General features: G+C 70.2%; 21 protein-coding genes, 1 tRNA gene and 1 riboswitch. Of the genes, 16 read left to right on the top strand and 6 right to left on the bottom strand.

From position 1 onward, the window contains the following. Positions 1-126: 126 nt before the first annotated feature. The 6 genes from ACGFML_RS09825 (at position 127) to ACGFML_RS09850 (ending at position 4,881) form a co-directional block, all read left to right on the top strand. Complete coding sequence (locus tag ACGFML_RS09825) at positions 127-1,560, top strand: amino acid permease (protein ID WP_393541860.1); 1,434 nt, start codon at positions 127-129, stop codon at positions 1,558-1,560. Positions 1,561-1,637: 77 nt separating this feature from the next. Beyond that, positions 1,638-2,063, top strand: coding sequence for a Mov34/MPN/PAD-1 family protein (locus ACGFML_RS09830; RefSeq protein WP_393541861.1), 426 nt, complete (start codon positions 1,638-1,640; stop codon positions 2,061-2,063). A gap of 95 nt (positions 2,064-2,158) precedes the next feature. Beyond that, the gene (locus ACGFML_RS09835; protein ID WP_393541863.1) at positions 2,159-2,332 is read left to right on the top strand and encodes a putative leader peptide; all 174 of its coding nucleotides are present in this window, start codon (positions 2,159-2,161) and stop codon (positions 2,330-2,332) included. Between the two features lie 151 nt (positions 2,333-2,483). Beyond that, positions 2,484-2,765 carry a MoaD/ThiS family protein gene (locus ACGFML_RS09840; RefSeq protein ID WP_393541865.1) on the top strand — a complete coding sequence of 94 codons (282 nt, stop codon included), beginning with the start codon at positions 2,484-2,486 and terminating at the stop codon, positions 2,763-2,765. A gap of 1 nt (position 2,766) precedes the next feature. Further along, positions 2,767-3,717, top strand: coding sequence for a PLP-dependent cysteine synthase family protein (locus tag ACGFML_RS09845; protein WP_393541867.1), 951 nt, complete (start codon positions 2,767-2,769; stop codon positions 3,715-3,717). A 411-nt stretch (positions 3,718-4,128) separates the two neighbouring features. Further along, a complete protein-coding gene (locus ACGFML_RS09850) occupies positions 4,129-4,881 on the top strand; it encodes an MBL fold metallo-hydrolase (protein ID WP_393541869.1) in 753 nt (250 codons plus the stop codon). Between the two features lie 171 nt (positions 4,882-5,052). Here ACGFML_RS09850 and ACGFML_RS09855 read toward each other — a convergent pair whose 3' ends face one another. Continuing rightward, a complete protein-coding gene (locus tag ACGFML_RS09855) occupies positions 5,053-6,324 on the bottom strand; it encodes a PTS transporter subunit EIIC (protein WP_393541871.1) in 1,272 nt (423 codons plus the stop codon). A gap of 223 nt (positions 6,325-6,547) precedes the next feature. Continuing rightward, positions 6,548-7,873 (bottom strand): PTS transporter subunit EIIC, encoded by a 1,326-nt coding sequence (locus tag ACGFML_RS09860; RefSeq protein WP_393541872.1) that lies wholly within the window; start codon positions 7,871-7,873, stop codon positions 6,548-6,550. A gap of 273 nt (positions 7,874-8,146) precedes the next feature. Between ACGFML_RS09860 and ACGFML_RS09865 the strand changes: the two genes are divergently transcribed. The 4 genes from ACGFML_RS09865 (at position 8,147) to rdgB (ending at position 10,483) form a co-directional block, all read left to right on the top strand. Then, entirely contained in the window at positions 8,147-8,386 is a 240-nt protein-coding gene (locus tag ACGFML_RS09865; protein ID WP_393541874.1) for a glucose PTS transporter subunit EIIB, read from the top strand. A gap of 111 nt (positions 8,387-8,497) precedes the next feature. Then, positions 8,498-9,229, top strand: a complete 732-nt coding sequence (gene rph / locus ACGFML_RS09870) for a ribonuclease PH (RefSeq protein ID WP_393541875.1) — start codon at positions 8,498-8,500, stop codon at positions 9,227-9,229. A gap of 133 nt (positions 9,230-9,362) precedes the next feature. After that, positions 9,363-9,767, top strand: coding sequence for a hypothetical protein (locus tag ACGFML_RS09875; protein ID WP_393541877.1), 405 nt, complete (start codon positions 9,363-9,365; stop codon positions 9,765-9,767). Positions 9,768-9,859: 92 nt separating this feature from the next. Further along, positions 9,860-10,483, top strand: coding sequence for an RdgB/HAM1 family non-canonical purine NTP pyrophosphatase (gene rdgB / locus ACGFML_RS09880; protein WP_393541879.1), 624 nt, complete (start codon positions 9,860-9,862; stop codon positions 10,481-10,483). Positions 10,484-10,540: 57 nt separating this feature from the next. On the opposite strand, the gene ACGFML_RS09885 is transcribed toward rdgB, so the two are convergent. Together ACGFML_RS09885 and ACGFML_RS09890 are read right to left on the bottom strand one after the other, a co-directional pair. Next, positions 10,541-10,624, bottom strand: a tRNA-Leu gene (locus ACGFML_RS09885). A 294-nt stretch (positions 10,625-10,918) separates the two neighbouring features. Then, positions 10,919-12,454 carry an MFS transporter gene (locus ACGFML_RS09890; RefSeq protein WP_393541881.1) on the bottom strand — a complete coding sequence of 512 codons (1,536 nt, stop codon included), beginning with the start codon at positions 12,452-12,454 and terminating at the stop codon, positions 10,919-10,921. A 375-nt stretch (positions 12,455-12,829) separates the two neighbouring features. On the opposite strand from ACGFML_RS09890, the gene ACGFML_RS09895 reads away from it, so the two are divergent. Continuing rightward, the gene (locus ACGFML_RS09895) at positions 12,830-13,336 is read left to right on the top strand and encodes a hypothetical protein (RefSeq protein ID WP_393541883.1); all 507 of its coding nucleotides are present in this window, start codon (positions 12,830-12,832) and stop codon (positions 13,334-13,336) included. Continuing rightward, positions 13,336-14,595 carry a sensor histidine kinase gene (locus ACGFML_RS09900; RefSeq protein ID WP_393541884.1) on the top strand — a complete coding sequence of 420 codons (1,260 nt, stop codon included), beginning with the start codon at positions 13,336-13,338 and terminating at the stop codon, positions 14,593-14,595. Before ACGFML_RS09895 ends, ACGFML_RS09900 begins: the two co-directional genes overlap by 1 nt. Positions 14,596-14,636: 41 nt before the next feature. Here the strand turns inward: ACGFML_RS09900 and bcp are convergent, their stop codons facing one another. After that, entirely contained in the window at positions 14,637-15,104 is a 468-nt protein-coding gene (gene bcp / locus ACGFML_RS09905; protein WP_393541886.1) for a thioredoxin-dependent thiol peroxidase, read from the bottom strand. 222 nt (positions 15,105-15,326) lie between these two features. Here bcp and ACGFML_RS09910 point away from each other — a divergent pair, with 222 nt between their 5' ends. The 3 genes from ACGFML_RS09910 to ACGFML_RS09920 all read left to right on the top strand — a co-directional run bounded on the left by ACGFML_RS09910 (position 15,327) and on the right by ACGFML_RS09920 (position 16,572). Next, positions 15,327-15,647 (top strand): DUF3618 domain-containing protein, encoded by a 321-nt coding sequence (locus tag ACGFML_RS09910; RefSeq protein WP_393541888.1) that lies wholly within the window; start codon positions 15,327-15,329, stop codon positions 15,645-15,647. Between the two features lie 130 nt (positions 15,648-15,777). Next, the gene (locus ACGFML_RS09915) at positions 15,778-16,080 is read left to right on the top strand and encodes a co-chaperone GroES (protein ID WP_362703681.1); all 303 of its coding nucleotides are present in this window, start codon (positions 15,778-15,780) and stop codon (positions 16,078-16,080) included. A 72-nt stretch (positions 16,081-16,152) separates the two neighbouring features. Then, a riboswitch (guanidine-III (ykkC-III) riboswitch) is annotated at positions 16,153-16,220 on the top strand. A gap of 31 nt (positions 16,221-16,251) precedes the next feature. After that, complete coding sequence (locus tag ACGFML_RS09920) at positions 16,252-16,572, top strand: DMT family transporter (protein WP_393541889.1); 321 nt, start codon at positions 16,252-16,254, stop codon at positions 16,570-16,572. Here ACGFML_RS09920 and ACGFML_RS09925 read toward each other — a convergent pair. Continuing rightward, positions 16,566-18,821, bottom strand: coding sequence for a transglycosylase domain-containing protein (locus ACGFML_RS09925; RefSeq protein WP_393541891.1), 2,256 nt, complete (start codon positions 18,819-18,821; stop codon positions 16,566-16,568). The two genes, ACGFML_RS09920 and ACGFML_RS09925, sit on opposite strands and share 7 nt — an antisense overlap. A 296-nt stretch (positions 18,822-19,117) precedes the next feature. Between ACGFML_RS09925 and ACGFML_RS09930 the strand changes: the two genes are divergently transcribed. Beyond that, complete coding sequence (locus ACGFML_RS09930) at positions 19,118-19,915, top strand: ABC transporter permease (RefSeq protein ID WP_393542712.1); 798 nt, start codon at positions 19,118-19,120, stop codon at positions 19,913-19,915. The last annotated feature ends 72 nt before the right edge of the window (positions 19,916-19,987 follow it).

The following is a 19,987-nucleotide window of genomic DNA, read 5'->3' on the forward strand; positions in this document are numbered from 1 at the left end:
CGTGACGCCACCCCTGTCGCCGCGGGAGCGCTAGCCGGCCGACCGTCGGCGTACAGGAACTCCATCCGGGGGGATCGGGACCCGATCCGGACATGCCGGGTCGGTATGGAGAAAGGCGCACCACTCATGACCTCTGTGCAGGTCGGCAAGCAACACGACGGCAATGAGGCCGCTGGGAAGGCTCCCGAAGAGGGCTACCAGCGGGGTCTGGGAAACCGCCAGATCCAGATGATCGCCATTGGTGGCGCCATCGGTACCGGCCTGTTCCTCGGAGCGGGCAAGGCGATCTCCAAAGCCGGGCCGAGCATCATCCTGGCCTACGCGATCGTCGGTCTGGTCATCTTCTTCATCATGCGGGCCCTGGGCGAACTGCTCATGTACCGGCCCGTTTCCGGCTCCTTCTCCGAGTACGGCCGTGAATTCCTCGGCCCGTTCATCGGCTTTGTGACCGGCTGGACGTACTGGCTCTTCTGGGTCGTCACCGGCATCACGGAAGTGACCGCCGCGGCCACCTATATCCAGTACTGGAACAAAGGCATACCGCAATGGGCCTCGGCGCTGGTCTTCACCGTCGCGCTCTTCGGTATCAACCTGATCTCCGTAAAAATCTTCGGTGAGCTGGAATTCTGGTTCTCGATGGTCAAGGTCACCGCGATCATCGGCATGATCCTGATCGGTCTCGGCGTCATCATCCTCGGCTTCTCCGACGCCGGTGACACCGCCTCCTTCACGCTTCTGTGGTCGCACGGCGGGTTCTTCCCCAAGGGAATCGGCGGCACGCTGATGACCCTGCAGATCGTGATGTTCGCCTTCCTCGCCGTCGAACTCGTCGGCGTCACCGCGGGCGAGGCCACCAACCCGAAGAAGGTCCTGCCCCAGGCGATCAACACCGTGCCGTGGCGGATCGGCCTCTTCTACATCGGTGCGCTCATCATCATCCTGTCCGTCGTCAGCTGGACGGTCTTCGAGCCTGGCGTCAGTCCGTTCGTCCGCGCCTTCCAGGAGATCGGCCTGCCGGCCGGCGCCGGCATCGTCAACTTCGTCGTGCTGACCGCGGCGCTCTCCTCGGCCAACTCCGGCATGTACTCCACCGGCCGGATGCTGCGCGACCTCGCGCTCAACGGCCAGGGCCCGAAGCTCTTCACCAGGCTCAGCAAGAACGGCCTGCCCACCTGGGGCACCGGCGTCTCGGTCGCGATGATGCTGGCCGGGGTCTGGATCAACTACCAGTGGCCCGGCGAGGCGTTCAACTACGTCGTCTCCTTCGCCACCATTTCCGGTATGTGGGCCTGGATCGTCATCCTGCTCTCCCAGCTCCGCTACCGCGCCAAGGCGAACCGCGGCGAACTGCCGCAGTCCGAGTTCAAGGCGCCCGGCGCCCCGTACACCTCGATCTTCGCGCTGGCCTTCATCGGCATGGTCATCGTGATGATGGGGGTCGACCCGGACGCCCGGATCTCGCTCTACGCGGCCCCGGTGTGGGCGGTCATCCTGACCGTCGGCTACCTGGCCATCAAGCGCCGGGAGGCGGCGGCCGCCGTCCCGGCGAAGCAGGACTGACCTGGCTCTGTCCAGCATGCGGGCCCGTACGTACCACTCTTCGGTACGTACGGGCCCTTCTGCTTATTCTTGGCGCCATGCTGACCCTCACCAAAGCCCTCTACGACCAGATCGTCGAGCACTCCCGCAAGGACCACCCCGACGAGGCCTGCGGCGTGGTCGCGGGCCCGGCCGGCAGTGGGCGCCCCGAGCGGTTCGTCCCGATGCTCAATGCCGCCCGCTCACCCACCTTCTACGAGTTCGACTCCGCCGACCTGCTCCGGCTCTACCGCGAGATGGACGACCGGGACGAGGAGCCGGTGATCATCTACCACTCGCACACCGCCACCGAGGCCTACCCCTCGCGCACCGACATCTCGTACGCCAACGAGCCCGGTGCCCACTATGTCCTGGTATCCACCGCGGACACCGACGACGCCGGCCCCTTCCAGTTCCGCTCGTTCCGGATCGTCGAAGGTCAGGTCACCGAGGAAGACGTCGAGGTCGTAGCGGCGTACTCCTGAGGCGGCGGTGATCGCGTCCCACCTGCCGTACACCGACCGTCCGCATCATGGGACGAGGTTCCAATACCCGGACCGGGAATCGATACGATGACCGCATGGTTGACCACGACGTGAGCGAGAAGAGGCCGGGCATGCTGCTGCTCGCTCCGCTCGCCATACGTCGCTCCGCATCTGCCCTGCTGGGCGCCTTCGGCTGCGGAGCCGCACGGCTGCACATCGATCTGTGCCGCCTGTCCAGCGCCATCTGTCCGCGCTGCGCCGCCGCCTGACCCGGCCCACACCGGTCCCCGCGGCGCGCGCCGCCCCGGCACCCCGCACCTCCCGCGTCCCCGACGCCCCCGGAACGCCGTACGGCCACCGTGCCGCCCGCACCCGGACGCACCGCACCCGCCCGTCACCCACTCCGACAGGAGCACTTCCATGGCCATCGAGGTCCGCATCCCGACCATCCTGCGCACCTACACCGACGGCGAGAAGGCCGTCGCGGGCAGCGGCGAGACCCTCGCCGACCTCTTCACCGACCTGGACACCCGGCACACCGGCATCCGCGCCCGCCTGGTCGACGACTCCGCGGAGCTGCGCCGGTTCGTGAACGTCTATCTCAACGACGAGGACGTCCGCTTCCTCGACGGCATCTCCACCAAGCTGGCCGACGGCGACAGCGTCACGATCCTCCCGGCCGTCGCCGGCGGAATGGTCTGACGTGCGCTACGACTCCCCGCTGGCGGCGGTCGGGAACACTCCTCTCGTCCGCCTCCCGCGCCTTTCCCCCTCCGACGACGTCCGCATCTGGGCGAAGCTGGAGGACCGCAACCCCACGGGCTCGGTCAAGGACCGCCCGGCGCTCCACATGATCGAACAGGCCGAGAAGGACGGCCGGCTCACCCCCGGCTGCACGATCCTCGAGCCCACCAGCGGCAACACCGGCATCTCGCTCGCCATGGCGGCCAAGCTCAAGGGCTACCGCATGGTGTGCGTCATGCCGGAGAACACCTCCTCCGAGCGCCGCGAACTGCTCGCCATGTGGGGCGCCGAGATCATCCCCTCGCCCGCGGCCGGCGGCTCCAACACCGCCGTGCGCGTCGCCAAGGAGCTGTCCGCCGAGCACCCCGACTGGGTGATGCTCTACCAGTACGGCAACCCCGACAACGCCGGTGCGCACTACGCCACCACCGGCCCCGAGATCCTCGCGGACCTCCCCTCCGTCACCCACTTCGTGGCGGGCCTGGGCACCACCGGCACCCTGATGGGCGTCGGCCGCTATCTGCGCGAGCAGGTGCCCGGCGTCCAGATCGTCGCCGCCGAGCCCCGCTACGACGACATCGTCTACGGTCTGCGCAACCTCGACGAGGGCTTCATCCCGGAGCTCTACGACGAGTCCGTGCTCACCACCCGCTTCTCGGTCGGCTCCGAGGACGCGGTCCGCCGCACCCGCGAACTCCTCGCCGAGGAGGGTATCTTCGCGGGCATCTCCACCGGCGCGGCACTGCACGCCGCGATCGGCGTCGGAAAGAAGGCGCTGCGCGCCGGGCAGAGCGCCGACATCGCCTTCGTCGTCGCCGACGGCGGCTGGAAGTACCTCTCGACCGGCGTCTACACCGCCGAGTCGACCGAGGCGGCGGTCGCCACGCTGCACGGTCAGCTCTGGGCATAGGGCGTGTCCGCGAAGTCCCGCCTGCCGCCCCACCCGGTCGGCCCCCCGCCGCCGTGGCACTCCGCCACGGCGGCGGATCTCTTTCGCGCCGCGGGCGCGCCGGGCCGCGGGCCCGGCGGATTCGAAGACGGCCGCATCCCGGACGTACGGCCCCACCCGGACTGGTGATTCCGCCCACAGCTCGCCCCGCTGGAGGCGCCACAGGACCTTTCGCGCCTTACGCTCGTGGGCACCGCACAGACCATCCAGGACCCGGCACACACCGGCAAGGACCCGTCGAGAAACCCGCATGGACCCTTCCCCAAGCTCTCAACGGCTCCCCAAGCTCTCGGCTCCGCTCGAGCAGGGGGGACCCCATGCGCAGGGGAGCCCCCCGGCCCGCCGCCCACGCCCACGGAGGTTCACGCCCGCATGAAGCTCACCGTCGTCGGATGCTCGGGGTCGTTCCCTTCCACGGAATCGGCCTGCTCGAGCTACCTCCTGGAGGCCGACGGCTTCAGGCTGCTCATCGACATGGGCAATGGCGCCCTCGGCGAGATGCAGCGCCACATCGGTCTCTACGACCTGGACGCCGTACTCCTGTCGCATCTGCACGCCGACCACTGCATCGACCTGTGCGGCTATTTCGTGGTGCGCTACTACCGCCCCGACGGCGGCCGTTGCGCGCCGATGCCGGTCCACGGCCCGGCCGGTACCGAGCGCCGGCTGACCGTCGCCCACGCCGATCTGCCGTACGACGGGGCGATGAGCGAGGTCTTCGACTTCCGCACCCTGACCCCCGGCACCCAGACCATCGGCCCCTTCACGGTCCGTACGGAACACGTCAGCCACCCGGTGGAGGCGTTCGGCTTCCGTATCGAGCACGGCGGCCGGACCCTGACGTACTCCGGCGACACCGGCCCGTGCAAGGCGCTGGACACCCTCGCGGCGGACGCCGACTTCTTCCTGTGCGAGGCGTCCTTCACGTACGGCAAGGAAGACATCCCGGACCTGCACCTCAACGGCCGAGAGGCGGGCGAGGTGGCCCGGCGTGCCGGTGTCCGCCGTCTGGTGCTGACCCATATCCCGCCGTGGACCGACCCGGACATCAGCATCCGCGACGCGCAGAAGGTCTACGACGGCCCGGTCGAGGTCGCCAAGGCCGGCGCGGCCTACGAGATCTGAGCCCCCGGCCGGCCGCCGCCGGTGATGCGCTCCAGGCCGGCGATGTGCTCCGGACCGGCGGTGCGCTCACGACGGCGACGTGCTCCGGACCGGCGACGTGCTCGAGAAGAGACGAAAGCGGCCGCCCTCGTCCTGCGAGGGCGGCCGCCGCTGTCCGGCGAAGGCGGCTCGTTACGCCGTCACCTTCTCCTTCTCCTTTTCCTGCACTTCCTCGTCCGGTTCGCGTCCCGGCGTCGGCAGGTTGAACTTGATGATGGCGAACCGGAAGATCACGTAGTAGAGGACGCCGAAGCCCAGGCCCACCAGCGCCAGCAGCCACGGCTTGGTGGCGATCCCGAGGTTGAGGACGTAGTCGATCGCGCCGGCCGAGAAGCCGAACCCGTCCTTCATGCCCAGCGCCCAGGTCAGGGCCATGGACACACCGGTGAGCACCGCGTGGATCGCGTACAGCACGGGCGCGATGAACATGAACGTGAACTCGATGGGCTCGGTAACGCCGGTCACGAAGGCGGTGAGCGCGAGCGAGAGCATCATGCCGCCCACGACCTTGCGCCGCTCGGGGCGGGCGCAGTGCGTGATGGCCAGGCAGGCGGCGGGCAGCGCGAACATCATGATCGGGAAGAAGCCGGTGAGGAACTGCCCGGCGCTCGGGTCCTTGGCCAGGAAGCGCGCGATGTCGCCGTGCTTGCCCGCGAAGTCGCCCGCCTGGAACCACGGGAACGAGTTGAGCAGGTGGTGCATGCCGACCGGGATCAGCGCCCGGTTGGCCACGCCGAAGATGCCGGCGCCCACGGCGCCCGAACCGACCAGCCACTCACCGAAGTTGTGCAGGACCGTACCGAGGACCGGCCAGACGTACCCGAAGGCGATGCCGATGAGCAGGCCGGCGAACGAGGCGAGGATGGGCACCAGGCGTCGGCCGCTGAAGAAGCCGAGCCAGTCCGGCAGCTTCTTGCGGCTGTAGCGCTGGTAGAGCAGGGCGACCACGATGCCGATCACCACGCCGCCGAGGACGCCGGAGTTCACCGGCGGCGCCACCTGGGCTATCTTCCCGTCGACGACCTGCGGGACCTTGGGCAGGTTGCCGTCGGTGAAGGTGCCCAGCACCTTGCTGAAGACCAGGTAGCCGACGACGGCGGCGAGCGCCGTCGAGCCGTCCGCCTTCTTGGCGAAGCCGATGGCGATGCCGACCGCGAACAGCAGGGGCATGTTGTCGAGCAGGGCGCCGCCGCCCGCCGCCATGAATTCGGCGAGCTTGTTCAGGAAAGCGGGAAAGCCCTCCCGGCCGAGCATGTCCGGCTGGCCCAGGCGGACCATCAGTGCGGCGGCGGGCAGTGTGGCGATCGGCAGCATGAGGCTGCGGCCGATGCGCTGACCCACTGCCATGGCCGCGGAGCCGCGGCTCTTCTTGCCGGGATCCGCCTTCGCGGTGGCCGAACTCATCGGATTCCTCCTGGTGAGGCGGGCACTCGGAAGAGGGGGACGGCCCGCTTGTTGGTCTACCCTGGTATTGGTCTGCACCTTGGTCTACACCACTGGTGGTTTAGACCATTCTTAGCATGCCGTCCCGGTACAAAGGAATCCGTTCTCCGAAGTGGCGTGGACCACACGGCGAAGGCCCCCGGATCCAAGGACCCGGGGACCTCGCGAAAGGGCGCAGCCCGCCCTATTTGATGTTCTCCTCCTCCATGGCGTCGCCCACCTCGTCCGGCTCGCGCCCCGGCGTCTGCAGATCGAATTTCGTGATCACGAACCGGAAGACGGCGTAGTAGACGACCGCGAAGCACGCCCCGATCGGCAGGATCAGCCACGGCTTCGTCGCCAGCCCCCAGTTGATGACGTAGTCGATCAGCCCCGCCGAGAAGCTGAAGCTGTCGTGCACCCCCAGCGCCCAGCTCACCGCCATCGACACGCCGGTCAGCAGCGCATGGAAGACGTACAGCAACGGCGCGACGAAGAGGAACGAGTACTCGAGGGGCTCGGTCACCCCCGTCACGAACGACGTGAGCCCGACCGACAGCATCATCCCGGAGATCTCTTTGCGGCGGTGCGGCTTGGCGCAGTGCGCGATGGCCAGCGCCGCGGCCGGCAGCGCGAACATCATGATCGGGAAGAACCCGGTGGTGAACTGACCCGCGGTCGGATCGCCCGCCAGGAACCGGTTGATGTCGCCGTGCACGACCGTGCCGTCCGGCTCCGTGAAACTGCCGAACTGGAACCATACGAAGGTGTTCAGGAACTGGTGCAGGCCGATCACCAGCAGCGCACGGTTGGCGACACCGAAGAGACCGGACCCCAGCCAGTCCAGATCCGTCAGCCACTTGCTGAAGGCGGTCAGCGCGTCACCGATCGGCGGCCAGACCCACAGACAGGCCACCGCGAAGAGCAGGCCGACGAAGGCCATCACGATCGGCACCAGCCGGCGGCCGTTGAAGAAGCCCAGCCAGTCCACCAGCCTCACCCGGTGCAGCCGCTGCCAGAACCAGGCACTGAGGAAGCCCATGACGATGCCGCCGAAGACCCCCGGATTCTGGAACGTCGCCTGCGCCGCCGTCCCCTTCCCGTCGACGCACACCCCGCCCCACGGCCCCGCCTGCGCAAACGTCTGCCCCGGCGCACAGATGTCCGGGAACTGGTGCAGCACCGAGAAGTAGACGAGGAAGCCCGCCACCGCGGCCAGCGCCGTCGAACCGTCCGCCTTCTTCGCCATCCCGATCGCGACGCCGATGCAGAACAGCAGCGGCAGCCCCAGCCCGGAATCCAGCAGCGCGCCACCCGCCCCCATGAACACCTTGGCGACGTCGTCCCAGCCCAGCCCCTGTGCGCCGAACACGTCAGGCTGGCCCAGGCGGTTGAGGATGCCGGCGGCGGGCAGCACGGCGATCGGCAACTGGAGACTGCGCCCCAACTTCTGCATGCTCTGGAAGAGCACCGACGCCCATTTCTTCGCCGCCGGCTTCCCCGGCTCCGCTGCCGCTGCGTTCGCGCTCATCTCCGCCCTCCCGGCGGTCGGCCCGCGGACGCCCCGGCCGGGCCGTCCGTCGACAACCGCCCCGGTGCTTGCCGCATACTGGTGGTGTAGACCACTCGGAGTACGCGCCGACTGCCCGGCACGCACTCCGAGTGATCGCCATCTTTCGCCAGATGGCACACAACCGCCCACATAGTTGGGCTGAACGTGCACAACCGCCCAGAGACGCTCAGGTACGTGCACTACGGTGGAAAAACCGCTCGGCGGAGCCGCCGGCGGCCGAGACAAGCAGGAGTGGACATGGCCAGCAAGGCTGAGAAGATCGTCGCCGGGCTCGGCGGACTCGACAACATCGAAGAGGTCGAGGGCTGCATCACCCGCCTCCGCACCGAAGTCGCGGACGCCTCCCTCGTCGACGAGGCCGCCCTCAAGGCCGCCGGCGCCCACGGCGTCGTCAAGATGGGCACCGCGATCCAGGTCGTCATCGGCACCGACGCCGACCCCATCGCCGCCGAGATCGAAGACATGATGTGAGCCCCGCCCCCCAGCTCACCCCAGCCCACCCCGGCTGATCACAGGGCCCCGATCCGGCCGCATCACCGCCACCGGACCGGGGCCCTCGCCATTGCCGATAGGGTCTACGCCATGTCTCGCATCGACGGCCGCACCCCCGAACAGCTCCGCCCCGTCACCATCGAACGCGGCTGGAGCAAGCATGCCGAGGGCTCCGTCCTCATCTCCTTCGGCGACACCAAGGTCTTCTGCACCGCATCCGTCACCGAAGGCGTCCCGCGCTGGCGCAAGGGCAGCGGAGAAGGCTGGGTCACCGCCGAATACTCGATGCTGCCCCGCTCCACCAACACCCGCGGCGACCGCGAAGCCGTACGCGGCAAGATCGGCGGCCGCACCCACGAGATCAGCCGCCTCATCGGCCGCTCGCTGCGCGCCGTCATCGACTTCAAGGCCCTCGGCGAGAACACCGTCGTCCTCGACTGCGACGTCCTCCAGGCCGACGGCGGCACCCGCACCGCCGCCATCACCGGCGCCTACGTCGCCCTCGCCGACGCCATCGCCTGGGCCCAGGGCAAGAAGCTCGTCAAGCACGGCCGCAAGCCCCTCACCGGCACCGTCTCCGCCGTCAGCGTCGGCATCGTCGACGGCACCCCCCTCCTCGACCTCTGCTACGAGGAAGACGTCCGCGCCGAAACCGACATGAACGTCGTCTGCACCGGCGACGGCCGCTTCGTCGAGGTCCAGGGCACCGCCGAGGCCGAGCCCTTCACCCGCGACGAGCTCAACGCCCTCCTCGACCTCGCCGTCACCGGCTGCGCCGACCTCGACGCCGCCCAGCAGGAAGCCCTGGCGAGGACGCTCTGACCCCACGGGGCCCGCCCGGCCGGTCCGGGTCCCCGCCCCTCCCGCCGCTCTCCCCCTGGCGCCCCGTCAACCAAAACGGGGCGCCAGGCGTTTCTTCCTTTGCCCGCTCATGACCCGAGGAAGGACCCGCCCCATGTCCCCGCGCAATCCCCGCCCCACCCGCCGGCCCGCCGCCCTCGCCGCGCTCACCGCGGCCGCCCTCGCGATACCCCTGCTCTCCGCCTGCAGCGCGGTCAACAAGGCCATGGACTGCGCCAACACCGCCACCGCCGTCGTCGACGGCGTCGACAAGCTCCAGAAGGCCGTCGGCAACTCACTCGACGACCCCCAGCAGGCCGAACAGGCCCTCGACGACATCGACCGGCGCCTGAAGAAGGTCCGCGACTCCGCCGGCGACGCCGAACTCGCCAAGGCCGTCGACCGGATGAACACCGGCATCACCAAGGCCCGCAAGGACATCAAGAGCGACCGGGCGCCCGACCTGACGCCCCTCACCGACGCGGCCGGCGACATGACCCGGATCTGCACCCCGGGATGAGAGCCCCGCCCCGGCTGCGCCGACGCCCCGGCCCGCACCGGTCCCCGAGGCGCCGCCCGCCCGCAGTCCGCCGCCCGGGATAATCAACTCCCATGCAGCCTGGAACCACGCCCCGCACCCGCCTCATCCTCGCCACCCGCAACGCCGGCAAGATCACCGAACTCCGGGCGATCCTCGACGCCGCCGATCTCGGCGTCGAGCTCGTCGGGGCCGACGCCTACCCCGACGTCCCCGACGTCAAGGAAACCGGCGTCACCTTCGCCGAGAATGCCCTCCTCAAGGCCCACGCCCTCGCCCGGGCCACCGGCCACCCGGCCGTCGCCGACGACTCCGGCCTCTGCGTCGACGTCCTCGGCGGCGCCCCCGGCATCTTCTCCGCCCGCTGGGCCGGCCGCCACGGCGACGACCAGGCCAACCTCGACCTCCTCCTGGCCCAGCTCGGCGACATCTCCGACGACCACCGCGCCGCCCACTTCGCCTGCGCCGCGGCCCTCGCCCTCCCCGACGGCACCGAACGCGTCGTCGAAGGCACCCTGGAGGGCACCCTCCGCCACGCCCCCTCCGGCACTGGCGGCTTCGGCTACGACCCCGTCCTCCAGCCCCTCGGCGACGCCCGGACCTGCGCGGAGTTGACCGCCGCCGAGAAGAACGCGATCAGCCACCGCGGCAAGGCGTTCCGGGCGTTGGTGCCGGTGGTGCGGGAGTTGTTGGGGTAAGGCCCCCTACGAGAACGGCCTGCGAACCGAGGTCTTCGGTTCGCAGGCCGATTTCCGTGCGGCGGAAGGGATTCGAACCCTCAAGCCCTTTCACAGGCCACAGATCCTAAGTCTGCTGCGTCGCCGTTGCGCCACCGCCGCTAGCCGCCAGCCATGATATCGGGCCCGCGGCGGAGATGAGGGGCGGGTGGCGTCCGGCTTCGGGGAGCGGTGGGCGCGCCTGGGTGAAGTGGCCGGTGTCCACGCCGAGTTCGGCGGCCGGTCGGCGCGGTGCGGCGAGGCTCCGGCTGTCGTCGGCGAGGCCGGGAAGGCGGGTCGCCGCCCACCGGCTCGTCGCCGACGCGGCGGCCGACCGGGACTCGTCCGGCGTGCGGGAAGGCACGGAGAGGGGCCCCGGGGAAGGCATTCCCCGGGGCCCCGACGAGCGGATCCGTCTCAGAAGCGCGGCTCCGCCGTCTGCGCCTCGATCAGCTCCACCGCTTCCTCCTTGGAGGCGACCGAGGGCGGCGAGCCCTCCAGCGGCTGCTGGGCCGTTTCCTTCATGCAGGCCACGGCGATGACGCCCACCAGGGCGGCGCCCATCGTGTAGTAGGCCGGGACCATGACGTTCTGGTCGAAGGCGTCCATCAGGGCGGTGATCACCAGGGGGGTGGTGCCGCCGAAGAGGGAGACGGCGAGGTTGTAGCCGATGGAGAGGGAGCCGTAGCGGACGTTGGTGGGGAAGAGGGCCGGCAGGGCGGCGGACATCGTGCCCAGCAGGCAGACCAGGCAGAGGCCCAGGAGAACCATGCCGCCGATGACGGCGGCCATGCTGCCCTGCTTGACCAGCAGGAAGGCGGGGATGGCGGTGATGAAGAAGCCGAGCATGCCGGCCATCAGCAGGGGCTTGCGGCCGTAGTGGTCGTTGAGCCTGCCGACGCTGCTGATGATGCACATGAGCACGATCATGGTGCCGAGCAGGATCAGCAGGCCGTGCGACTCCTGGTACTTGAGGGTCTCGGTCAAGTACGTCGGCATGTAGGACAGCAGCATGTAGTCGGTGATGTTGTAGGCACCGACCAGGGCGATACACAGGATGAGTGTCGGCCACTGCTGGGCGAAGATCTCGCCGAGCTTCTTCTTCGGGGCGTTCTCCGAGAGGTGCGAGAACTCGGATTCGGACTCGACGACGGAGCCGGAGGGGCTGTGGGTCTGGGAGGCCTCCAGCTTCTGGAAGGCCGGGGTCTCGTCGAGCTTGATCCGGAGGTAGAGGCCGACGAGGCCGAGCGGCCCGGCGATCAGGAACGGGATGCGCCAGCCCCAGTGGAGCATGGCGTCGGAGCCCAGGGTGGTGTTCAGGATCAGCACGATGCCGGCCGCGCCGGTGTAGCCGATGAGGGTGCCCATCTCCAGGAAGCTGCCGAAGAAGCCGCGCTTCTTGTCGGGGGCGTATTCGGCGATGAAGGTGGAGGCGCCGCCGTACTCGCCGCCCGTGGAGAAGCCCTGCACGAGGCGGAAGAGGATGAGCAGGGCCGGCGACCAGAAGCCGATGGTCGCGTAGGAGGGGATCAGGCCGATGGCCAGGGTGCCCAGCGCCATCATGATCATGGTGAGGGCGAGGACCTTCTTGCGGCCGATGCGGTCGCCGAGCGGGCCGAAGTAGGCGCCGCCGAGTGGCCGTACGAGGAAGGCCACGGCGAAGGTCGCGAACGACGACAGCAGGCTCGTGGTGTCGCTGCCGCCGGGGAAGAAGACCCGGCCGATGGTGACCGCGAGATAGCTGTAGATCCCGAAGTCGAACCATTCCATGGCGTTACCGAGTGCGGCCGCCTTCACCGCCCGCTTCACCACCTTCTCGTCGGTGATGGTGATGTCGGTGCGCCGCAGCTTGGGGTTTTTGCGCCGGGCGACGGCGCGGAAGAGGTTCCTGTGACGCCGGAGGGCCTCTCTGTCCTCGGGTGGCTGCTCTGCCGCGGTGCTCCCGTTCGTCACAGGGCGGTCCTCTCGGGTTCGGTCGGCGCACGAGGTGCGATGGATACGACAGGTGCGCCTGCACAGCGGAGCGCGGATCAAACCACTCTGGCCGAAATCCGCGAGATAGGTCACGTCTGGCGCGCGGGATGTTCACACCGTGGAGTCGGTGTGACGGCGGGCGGCGGGGGGCTGCTACGGGACTGGTACGTGCGCGCGGGGTTGTTGCAGCGTTCAAGTAATCAGCTTGTGCGGCGGACGGGGGAACGTGACGGGCGTGAAACCGCTCTTTTGTAGCGTGTGGCGCTTTTTGCCGGGGAGCCGTCCGGGCGGTGCGGGCGCGCCGCGGTGTCTGCTGGTGGGAGTACGGGGCGAGAGTCCCGGGAGGAGAACGTGATGACCGACCGCGCGTGGTCCCGATGGGCCCGTGGGCGCACCGCTCCGGCGGCGTGTGCCGTGGTGACGGTGCTGGCGGCCGGCGGGGTGTGGTTCAGCCAGGCGGCGGACGGTGCGACGGCGGTGGACGCCGCGCCGAAGACGGCGGCGGTGCAGGAGGTCAAGGAGGACGGCAAGCAGTCGGGGGATCTGCCGGGGGTGCGGGACTGCGGGATCGGTGATCCGGAGACCGAGCCGCAGGTGATCACGCTGACCTGCGCGGACGCGGGAATGGTGGCCACCGGGATCACCTGGGACCGCTATGGCGCGCGGGAGGCGGAGGGCACCGGTGTGGTGCAGGTGCAGAGGACGGCCGCGGGGGTGGGGGCGGATGCCGGGTTCCCGGCGACGTTCCGGCTGTACGGGGTGAAGACGATCGACGGCGCGCCGGCCTTCACGGGGCTGGAGGTGACGTACGAGGGCTCGACGCCGCTCGGGGACACGACGGAGATGTACAACCTCGCGTGATGGGGATTCGGGGCCGGATCGCTCTGGCCATTTCAGGGATGACGGCGCTGGCCGTGGTGGTGCTCGGTTTTGCCGTGCACCACATCGCGGATGCGGAGCGGGAGCGGTCGGCGCGGGCGTATCAGGACGACCGGCTGAGTTCGGCGCTCCAGTTCTACGAGCGGGACGGTTCGCTGGCGCTGGGTGCGCAGTTGGACGATGTGACGCTGCCGCAGCCGTTGCGGGAGGCGGTGTTCCGGAACCGGTCGGGGACGTACATCAGCGGCGGGGAGGATCCGCGGGTGTGGGCGGCGACCGGGGTCGGTGACGGCGGTGGGGGGCGTCCGCAGCGGTCGTTGTCGGTGTCGGCGGCGTATCCGGACGAGGATCCGGCGCGGGTGGCACTGGACCGGGCGCTGCTGATCGCGGGGTGCGGCACGGTCGTGCTGATGGCGGTGGTGTCGTGGTTCGTGGCGCAGCGGCTGTCGCGACGGCTGCGGTTGAGTGCGGCGGCGGCGCGGCGGATCGCGGCGGGTGCCGCGCCGGACGCGGACGCGCTGGCCAGCAACGGCCGTGACGAGGTGGCCGAACTGGGGCGCAGCGTCCATCACATGGCGATGTCGCTGGCGGCGCAGGCGCAGGCCGAGCGGGAGTTCACCGCGGATGTGGCGCACGAGTTGCGGACGCCGGTGGCCGGGCTGGTGGCGGCGGCGGAGTTGTTGCCGCAGCCGCGGGCGGTGGAGATGGTGCAGGACCGGGCGCAGGCGATGCGGCGGCTGGTGGAGGACCTGTTGGAGGTCTCGCGGTTGGACGCGGGGGTGGAGCGGGCGGACCTGGACGCGTGCGAGCTGCCGTCGCTGGTGCGCGGGATCGTGCGGCGGGCGGCGCGGCAGCGCGGGGTCGATGCGGTGTCGGTGTCCGTGGAGGGCGAGCCGGTGATCGTGGAGACGGACCGGCGGCGTGTGGAGCGGGTTCTGGTGAATCTGCTGGCGAACGCGGCGAAGCACGGCGAGCCGCCGATCGAGGTGGTGGTGCGGGGTACCCGGATCGTGGTGCGGGATCACGGTCCGGGGTATCCGGCGGAGCTGTGTGCGGAGGGGCCGCGGCGGTTTCGTACGGCGGCGCCGGAGCGGGGGACCGGGCACGGTCTGGGGCTGACGATCGCGGCGGGTCAGGCGGATGTGCTGGGGGCGCGGCTGGACTTCGGTGCGGCCGCCGGGGGCGGTGCGGAGGCGGTGCTGGAGCTGCCGGACCGGGTGGCCGTCGTCCCGGGCGCGTGAGCGGGGCCCGGCCGGGCCGTCGGTCCGGCGGCTCCGGCAGGTCAGAGCCCCAGATCCTTGATGATCTTGGCGACGTGGCCGGTGGCCTTGACGTTGTAGAGGGCGCGCTCGACCTTGCCGTCCTCGTCGAGGACGACGGTGGAGCGGATGACGCCGGTGACGGTCTTGCCGTAGAGCTTCTTCTCGCCGAAGGCGCCGTAGGACTCCAGGACGCTCTTGTCGGGGTCGCCGAGGAGGGTGACCCCGAGGTTCTCCTTCTCGCGGAACTTCGCGAGCTTTTCGGGCTTGTCGGGGGAGATGCCGATGACGTCGTAGCCGTGGCCGGCGAGGAAGTCGAGGTTGTCGGTGAAGTCGCAGGCCTGCTTGGTGCAGCCGGGGGTCAGGGCGGCCGGGTAGAAGTAGACGATGACCTTGCGGCCCTTGTGGTCGGCGAGCGAGACCTGCTTGCCGTCGGCGTCGGGCAGGGTGAAGGCGGGGGCGGTGTCGCCGGGCTGCAGTCGCTCGCTCATGGCTCTTCCTTCTACGGGCTCTACGGGGGGTTGCGTACGCCCCGACACTAACCAGCCGCGCCGCGCTCCGGCGCGCGGCTGCCCGAAACGGGGGTGCTGTGGGGCGCGGGCGGGGGTGAGCTGACAGACTGTCCATCACGAATCGGCATGGATCAAGCGGTCGATGGTGCGGGGGCTCGACCGGTCCCGTACGCATCGGCCCGAGACGACGGAGGCAGCGCGGTGTCGGAAGCCAGGACCCCTGCGCAGATCGAGGCGGACATCGCCGGCAGGCGGCGGGAGCTCGCCGTGACGCTCGACGAGATCGGTGTGCGGCTGCACCCGAGGACGATCATGGGCGATGCGCGGGCGGCGACGGCCGCGGCGGTGGACCGTACGGCGGGGCGAGCGTATGTGGCGGCGCACCGTGCGGTGTCGGATGTGCGCGCCCAGCTGGTGTCGGAGGACGGGGCGCCGCGGCTGGAGCGCATCGTTCCGGTGGCCATGGTCGGTGTGGCGGTGGTGGGTCTGCTGGCGCTGACCGCTAAGCGGCGCCGGTCCTGAAGGGGCGCGGGTCCGGTCCTGAAGGGGCGCGGGTCCGGCCGCTGGTGCGTGCCGTGCGCCGCCGGGCGGGTACGGTCGTGCCGTGAGCCCGAATAACGCCAAGGACACCCACGACAAGTTGCCGATCCGGATGCTGCACGACCGTGTGCTGGTCCGGACGGACATCCCCGAGGGCGAGCGCCGCTCGACCGGGGGCATCGTCATTCCGGCGACCGCGGCGGTCGGCCGCCGGCTGGCCTGGGCCGAGGTGGTCGCGGTCGGTCAGAACGTGCGGACCGTCGAGGTGGGGGACCGGGTGCTCTACGACCCGGAGGACCGTGCCGAGGTCGAGGTGCGCGGCGTGGCGTACGTGCTGATGCGGGAGCGCGATCTGCACGCGGTGGCCGCGGAGCGGCTGGAGGGCGCGGACGATTCGACCGGGCTGTATCTGTGACCCGGTGCTCCGGGTAGTTCTTCCCCCTGTTGTTCCTGCCGGGCGGTGACCGAGGTCACCGCCCGCTTCGTCGTGGGCTTGCTAGCCTCGGAAGCACCCGACGAGACGCGCCGTACCGGGTCACGACAAGACGACGCACCCCTGTTGAAGCGTTTTCACGGAGGTGCCGTCATGGCATGGATTCTGCTGCTCGTCGCCGGTCTGCTGGAGGTGGGCTGGTCGGTCGGGATGAAGTTCACCGAGGGTTTCACCCGGCTGTGGCCCAGTGTGTTCACCGGTGCGGGGATCGTCGCCAGCATGCTGCTGCTCTCGTACGCAGCCCGGACGCTGCCGATCGGTACGGCCTACGGCGTGTGGGTGGGCATCGGTGCCGCCGGTGCGGCGGTGGTGGGGATGGTGGTCCTGGGGGAGCCGATGACCGCCGCCCGGATCTTCTTCATCTGCCTGCTGCTGGTGGCGGTGGTGGGGCTCAAGGCGACGTCGGGTCACTGACCGCCGCCGTCGGCCTCCCACCAGCTCCGCCGCCCCGGGTAGGCCGCTCCCTGCGGACCCACGGTCGGGAAATCCTCGGTGGGCTCCTCGGTGGGCGTCGGTTCGCCGGGGACGGTGGGGCTGGGCGGTTCGTCGGTCGGTGGGGCGGTGCTGGGCGCTTCGGTCGGCGGCTCGGAGCTGGGCGGTGTGCTGGGCCCGGCCGTGGTGGGCGGCGCGGAGTCGCCGGTGGGTTCCGGGGACGCGCCCGACGGGGAGGGCGGCGGGGCGCCGGCGCCCGGTCCGGCCCGGAGGTCGAAGTCGGTGACGGGGCGGCCCTCCAGGGCGGCGGCGGTGTAGTCGGCCCAGATCTCGGCGGGGAAGCCGCCGCCGTTGATGCGCGGCAGGCCCGCCGCCCCGTAGAGCGGCTCCTGCGCGGCGCTCTGCGGGTTCTGGCCCAGCACGGCGACGACGGTGGCGAGTTCGGGGGTGTAGCCGGCGAACCAGGCGGCCTTGTCCGCTTCCGCGGTGCCGGTCTTGCCGGCCGCCGGGCGTCCGGCGGCCAGGGCTGCGGTGCCGGTGCCGCCGTCGACGACGCTGCGCAGGACGGAGGTGGTGGTGTCGGCGGCGCCGCGGTCGAGGGCGGTGTGCTCGGCGCGTTCGGGCAGCGGGAGGTCCTCGCCACTCTTGGTGATCTTGTCGACGAGGGTGTACGGGCGCTGTCTGCCGTGGTGGGCGAAGCCCGCGTACACCTGCGTCATCTCCAGCACGCTGGGGGTGGCGGTGCCGAGCGAGATGGCGCCCTCGGACGAGGAGAGGCTGGGGGTGTTGGCGGGGATGCCCAGGTCGACGGCGGTGTCCTTGACCTTGCGGGGGCCGACGTCGATGCCCATCTGGGCGTAGACGGCGTTGACGGACTTGTCGGTGGCCTCGGTGACGGTGATCGGGCCGTAGGAGCGGTCGTCCTCGTTGGCCGGGGCGAAGCCGGTGGAGCGGCCGTGGTTGACGGCCATGCGCTTGTTGGTGCCGTCGTAGACGGTGCCGGGGGTGATCGGGACGCCGTCCTGGGTGGTGGAGCGGTTCTGCACGGCCGAGGCGAGGACGATCGGCTTGAAGGTGGAGCCGACCTGGTAGTCGCGGCGGGTGGCGCCGTTGACGTACTGCTTGGCGTAGTCGATGCCGCCGTACATGGCGACGACGCGTCCGGTGGCGGGGTCGATGGAGGCGCCGCCCGCGCGGACGTAGGTGTCGACGGTGCGGGAGCGGTCGAGACGGTCCATCAGGCGGCTGTCGACGGCGTCGACGAAGGCGTCCTGACGGCTCTTCTCGAAGGTGGTGGTGATGCGGTAGCCGCCGGCCCGCAGGGTGTCCTCGTCGAGGATCTTGTGGCCGGTCAGGTAGTCCTTGACCGCTTCGACGAGATAGCCGCGCTGCCCGGAGAGCCCGGCGCCGGCCTTGACGGGGCCCGGCTCGGGGAACTTCATCCTCTCGCGTGCGTCCCGGTCGAGCCACTTCTTCTTGACCATGCCGTCCAGTACGTAGTTCCAGCGCGCCAGGGCCCGTCGTTTGTTCTCGGGGTGGGCGGTGACGTCGTACGCGCTGGGGGAGTTGAGAAGGGTCGCGAGGTAGGCGCCCTGGGCGGTGGTGAGCTGTTCGGAGTTCTTGCCGTAGTAGGCCTGGGCGGCGGCCTGGATGCCGTAGGCGTTGCGGCCGTAGTAGCTGGAGTTGAGGTAGCCCTCCAGGATGTCGTCCTTGCTCTCCTCGCGGTCCAGCTTGATGGCGATGAAGAACTCCTTGGCCTTGCGGGTGACGGTCTGTTCCTGGCCGAGGTAGTAGTTCTTGACGTACTGCTGGGTGATGGTCGAGCCGGACTGCTTGCCCTTGCCGGTGACGGTGTTCCAGCCGGCCCGGACCATGGCGGCCGGGTCGACGGCGGACTCGGAGTAGAAGTCGCGGTCCTCGGCGGCCAGTACGGCCTGCTGGGTGGTCTTGGGCACCTGGCTGAGGGAGACGTTCTCGCGGTTGACGTCGCCGTCGCGGGCCAGTTCGGAGCCGTCGGAGTAGAGATAGACGTTGCTCTGGGCCTTGGCGGCGCTGTTGGCGGGCGGGATGTCCACGAGGAGATATCCGGCGGCCAGGGCGCCCACGATCAGCAGCAGTAACAGCACCACGGTCGTCAGCACCGTGCGCCAGGTCGGGATGACGCGGCGCCAGCCCGTACGCCCGGGGCGCGCCGCGGTGTCCTGGGCGGTCCCGCCCGGCTCGTCGCTCATGACTGTATGGACTCCTCGGCGGCCGCCGATGGTTGTGCTGCGGCGGATCGGTGTGGTGTCGGGGAATCGCGCGCGATGCTCGAAAAGGCGTGCTCGCCCGGTAAGACCCTGTTGGATAACTGTCGCATCATCTGTCCCGGTCGCGAGGGGTGCGCGCACCGTGGACCGCTCCCTCACCGGCCGAATGGCGCCCGCGGCTCACCCGGACCGGTGAATAACCGATGGCACGGCCCACGTCCGCCCCACTAGGCTCCGATGCTTTGCCGCTCGATGACAAGAGGCTGGAGGCGTGGGAGGTGTGGTACACGGCCGTGGCGGCCGGCAGCTTCCGCAGGTACGCCACCTATCGGACCGCCACCGCGGCCGGCGTCTTCACCAACACCGTCTTCGGCTTCATCGTCTCCTACACCTACCTCGCCCTGTGGGCCGAGCGCCCGCACCTGGGCGGCTACGGCTCCGCGCAGGCGCTGACGTTCGCGTGGACCGCGCAGGCGCTGCTGGCGGCCTCGGCGCTGATGGTGGGCGGCGGCCTGGAGGAGCTCCAGGAGCGGATCCGCAGCGGTGACATCGCGGTGGACCTCTACCGCCCCGTCGATCTCCAGCTGTGGTGGCTGGCCGGGGACCTGGGGCGGGCCGCCCTGCAGCTGATCGCGCGCGGCGTGGTGCCGCTGGCGGTGGGTGCCGGCTGCTTCGAGCTGTCGCTGCCCGTGAATCCGTTGAGCTGGCTGTGCTTCCTGTTGTCGGTGGCGCTCGGCGTGGTGGTCGGCTTCGCGCTGCGCTATCTCGTCGCGCTGGCGTCCTTCTGGCTGCTCGACGGTTCCGGACTGGCCCTGGTGAGCGGCCTGGCCTGCATGTTCTTCTCGGGGATGGTGCTGCCGCTGCGGGCCTTCCCCGGCGGCCTCGCCGACGTCGCGCAGCTGCTGCCGTGGGCGGCGATCCTCCAGGTGCCGGCCGACGTGCTGATCGGCACCCGGAGCGGCCCGGCGGTCCTGCGGGGGCTGGCCTTCCAGGCGGCCTGGGGGCTGGCACTGCTCGCCCTGGGCCGGTTGGTGCAGGCGGCCGCCACCCGCAAGGTGGTGGTGCACGGTGGCTGACGGCGCCCTCGCGGACCGGACGGACCGGACGGGCCGGGCGGAATGGGCGGAGCGGACGGGGTGGGCGGCCGA

It is taken from the genome of Streptomyces sp. NPDC048650 (assembly GCF_043199095.1).
Classification (GTDB): Bacteria; Actinomycetota; Actinomycetes; order Streptomycetales; family Streptomycetaceae; genus Streptomyces.

Bases quoted from the DNA above. Each gene is read 5' to 3' on its own strand.
- ACGFML_RS09850 (WP_393541869.1), top strand. From the start codon at position 4,129: ATGAAGCTCACCGTCGTCGGATGCTCGGGGTCGTTCCCTTCCACGGAA.
- ACGFML_RS09900 (WP_393541884.1), top strand. From the start codon at position 13,336: ATGGGGATTCGGGGCCGGATCGCTCTGGCCATTTCAGGGATGACGGCG.
- ACGFML_RS09830 (WP_393541861.1), top strand. From the start codon at position 1,638: ATGCTGACCCTCACCAAAGCCCTCTACGACCAGATCGTCGAGCACTCC.
- rph (WP_393541875.1), top strand. From the start codon at position 8,498: ATGTCTCGCATCGACGGCCGCACCCCCGAACAGCTCCGCCCCGTCACC.
- ACGFML_RS09840 (WP_393541865.1), top strand. From the start codon at position 2,484: ATGGCCATCGAGGTCCGCATCCCGACCATCCTGCGCACCTACACCGAC.
- ACGFML_RS09835 (WP_393541863.1), top strand. From the start codon at position 2,159: ATGGTTGACCACGACGTGAGCGAGAAGAGGCCGGGCATGCTGCTGCTC.
- ACGFML_RS09925 (WP_393541891.1), bottom strand. From the start codon at position 18,821: ATGAGCGACGAGCCGGGCGGGACCGCCCAGGACACCGCGGCGCGCCCC.
- ACGFML_RS09895 (WP_393541883.1), top strand. From the start codon at position 12,830: ATGACCGACCGCGCGTGGTCCCGATGGGCCCGTGGGCGCACCGCTCCG.
- ACGFML_RS09915 (WP_362703681.1), top strand. From the start codon at position 15,778: ATGCTGCACGACCGTGTGCTGGTCCGGACGGACATCCCCGAGGGCGAG.
- bcp (WP_393541886.1), bottom strand. From the start codon at position 15,104: ATGAGCGAGCGACTGCAGCCCGGCGACACCGCCCCCGCCTTCACCCTG.
- ACGFML_RS09825 (WP_393541860.1), top strand. From the start codon at position 127: ATGACCTCTGTGCAGGTCGGCAAGCAACACGACGGCAATGAGGCCGCT.
- ACGFML_RS09875 (WP_393541877.1), top strand. From the start codon at position 9,363: ATGTCCCCGCGCAATCCCCGCCCCACCCGCCGGCCCGCCGCCCTCGCC.
- ACGFML_RS09855 (WP_393541871.1), bottom strand. From the start codon at position 6,324: ATGAGTTCGGCCACCGCGAAGGCGGATCCCGGCAAGAAGAGCCGCGGC.
- ACGFML_RS09860 (WP_393541872.1), bottom strand. From the start codon at position 7,873: ATGAGCGCGAACGCAGCGGCAGCGGAGCCGGGGAAGCCGGCGGCGAAG.
- ACGFML_RS09920 (WP_393541889.1), top strand. From the start codon at position 16,252: ATGGCATGGATTCTGCTGCTCGTCGCCGGTCTGCTGGAGGTGGGCTGG.
- rdgB (WP_393541879.1), top strand. From the start codon at position 9,860: ATGCAGCCTGGAACCACGCCCCGCACCCGCCTCATCCTCGCCACCCGC.